This is a genomic window from Kitasatospora sp. NPDC007106 (assembly GCF_040634455.1).
In the GTDB taxonomy this organism is placed as follows: Bacteria; Actinomycetota; Actinomycetes; order Streptomycetales; family Streptomycetaceae; genus Kitasatospora; species Kitasatospora arboriphila.
The window spans coordinates 1-2,172 of record NZ_JBEYFP010000927.1 but is presented as its reverse complement, the minus strand read 5'-3'; the positions used below and the strand labels follow the sequence as shown (position 1 = coordinate 2,172).

3 protein-coding genes are annotated in these 2,172 nt (G+C 75.6%); 2 read left to right on the top strand and 1 reads right to left on the bottom strand.

All coding sequences use genetic code 11. The features are described 5' to 3' along the window. Nucleotides 1–723 (top strand): hypothetical protein (locus ABZ641_RS34120; RefSeq protein ID WP_359988196.1); only part of this gene is annotated, 723 nt, incomplete at its 5' end. Between the two features lie 72 nt (nt 724–795). On the opposite strand, the gene ABZ641_RS34115 is transcribed toward ABZ641_RS34120, so the two are convergent. After that, complete coding sequence (locus tag ABZ641_RS34115; protein WP_359988195.1) at nt 796–1,215, bottom strand: MarR family winged helix-turn-helix transcriptional regulator; 420 nt, start codon at nt 1,213–1,215, stop codon at nt 796–798. Nucleotides 1,216–1,276: 61 nt separating this feature from the next. On the opposite strand from ABZ641_RS34115, the gene ABZ641_RS34110 reads away from it, so the two are divergent. Beyond that, nucleotides 1,277–2,047 carry an alpha/beta hydrolase gene (locus ABZ641_RS34110; RefSeq protein ID WP_359988193.1) on the top strand — a complete coding sequence of 257 codons (771 nt, stop codon included), beginning with the start codon at nt 1,277–1,279 and terminating at the stop codon, nt 2,045–2,047. The last annotated feature ends 125 nt before the right edge of the window (nt 2,048–2,172 follow it).

The window sequence follows — 2,172 nt, the reverse complement described above, 5'->3', positions numbered from 1 at the left end:
TTGCCACTCGGCGACGCGGCCGGAACCGGCCTGCGCGGGGCGGCTTCCGGGACCTTCATCTCGCTACCGGACCTGCCACCAGCGGTGACACCGGCGTGCGACGACACCGGCCCGACGGCCGAGCTGCTCCGCACCGCCGTCGCGGGCTTCGCCCCCGGCGTGCCGTTCCTCACCTCGCACCGCCACGTCGACGGTGCGCGCCGCCCGGACCGCGTTCCGGTCGACGCGACGCTGTTCGAGCCCTCCTTGCGCCGCAGGCTCGGCTGGATCCTCCTGCTGGCCGCAATGTGCGCCGGGCACGCCACGGCGGTCGCCACGGACCACCCGCCGAAGCCGGTGATCGGCGTCATCATCGGGGTGTACGCGGCGACCGCCTGGCTCGGCCCCGGCCGAACCCGCGCGGTGGCCTTCTCCGGCCGGGGCATTCACGTCCGCTGGCGCCGGTGGTACGGCCCGACGGCCTCGGCCCTGATCAGCTGGTCCGACATCGACCGGGCGGAGGTGCCCGACAGCGACGGCCGGGCCCGCGTACGGGTGCGGCTGAAGCACCACGCCGAGCATCTGCTCCGCGCGCCAGGAGGCCGGGTCCGCCCCGCGATCCGCGTCCTGCGCCGACCGCCCCGCGTCGGTGGACGGACGGCGGGTGCGCGGCGGGCCGCGTACCGCGAAGCCATCGCCGCACACACCCCGCAGGCGGCCGCACCCGCAGAGCCCGTGCGCTGACCGCGAGACGGAACGCCGGGCCGCCGGGCCCGAGGTGTCAGGCCGGCTCCGTCCGCCCGTTCCGATCCGCCGTCAGGCGGGCTCCTCGCCGAGCACCCGGTGGAGCAGGCCGAGCAGGGCCGTGCGGTCGGCGGTCGGCAGGTCCGCGTAGCAATCGGCGAGGACCTCCTCCGCGACGGTGCGGCCGGCCTCCAGCATCCGTTCGCCGGCGGGTGTCAGCCGGTGGTCGATGCGCCGGCCGTGGCCGGGGGTCCGCTCGATCAGGCCCTGGGCGACGAGCCGGCCGGCCAGGGTGCCGAAGGCCTGCTCGGTCTGGAAGGTCTCGGCGGCGAGGGTGCGGGCCGAGGCACCGGGTTGCCGGCCGACGGCGCGCAGCGCGTCCCACTGGGCGAGGGTGGTGCCGACCGCGGCGAGTCCGGTCTCCAGCGCCCGGTGCTGACGGTACTGGACCCGCTTGACCGCTCTGCCGAGTTCCTGCAGCTCACTGTGCATGGGCCGATTCTAGGCCATGACCAAGCTAGCTTATATAAGCATCCTTAGTTATGCTCGGCCCATGACCACGAACCGCACGGTCGCGCTCGACGACGACCTGACCATCACCCTCACCGAGAACGGAACGGGCCGCCCCGCCCTGGTCCTCCACGGCGGCGGCGGGCCCGCCACCGTGGCCGGTCTCTCGGCCCACCTCGCCCGCACCCTGCACACCCTCACCCCCGTCCACCCCGGCTGGGACGGCACCCACCGCCCCGACCGGCTCACCCGCATCGCCGACCTCGCGCAGGTCTACCTGCGGCTGCTCCGCGACCGCGAGCTGACCGACGTCCTGCTGGTCGGCTCCTCCCTCGGCGGCTGGATCGCCGCCGAGATGGCCGTCCGGGACACCACCGGGACGGTCGGCGGCCTCGTCCTGGTCAACGCCGTCGGCGTGCACGTCGAGGGCGAGCCGATCCGCGACGTCCTCACCCTCGACGCCCGCGGCCTCGCCGAGCACGCCTGGCACGACGCCGAGCGGTACCACGTCGACCCGGCCGGGCTCCCCTCCGCCGAACTCGCCCGCCGCCAGGGCAACACGGCCACCATGCGCGCCCTGGCCGGCGACCCCTACATGCACGACCCCGAGCTGCTCGGCCGGCTCGGCGGGGTCGAGGTCCCCGCACTGCTCGTCTGGGGCGAGAGCGACCGGATCGTCACCCCCGCGTACGGCGCCGCCTACGCCCGCGCCTTCGCCGACGCCCGCCTCGCCCTCGTCCCCGCCGCCGGCCACCTCCCGCACATCGAGCAGCCCGAGGCCACCTTCGCCCTCCTCGACGCCCACCTCGCCTGACCCGCCCGGCTCCGGCTCCGGGCAGTAGGCTCAGCCGGCGCCACCCGAGTGCTCCCGGCCGTTGGCGTTGAACCCGGTGAAGGGGTGCACACCCACCGGATCCGCGTCCCCACCGCCCCCGGCCC

Coding starts and splice junctions, on each gene's coding strand:
- ABZ641_RS34115 (WP_359988195.1), bottom strand. CDS start 1,215: ATGCACAGTGAGCTGCAGGAACTCGGCAGAGCGGTCAAGCGGGTCCAG.
- ABZ641_RS34110 (WP_359988193.1), top strand. CDS start 1,277: ATGACCACGAACCGCACGGTCGCGCTCGACGACGACCTGACCATCACC.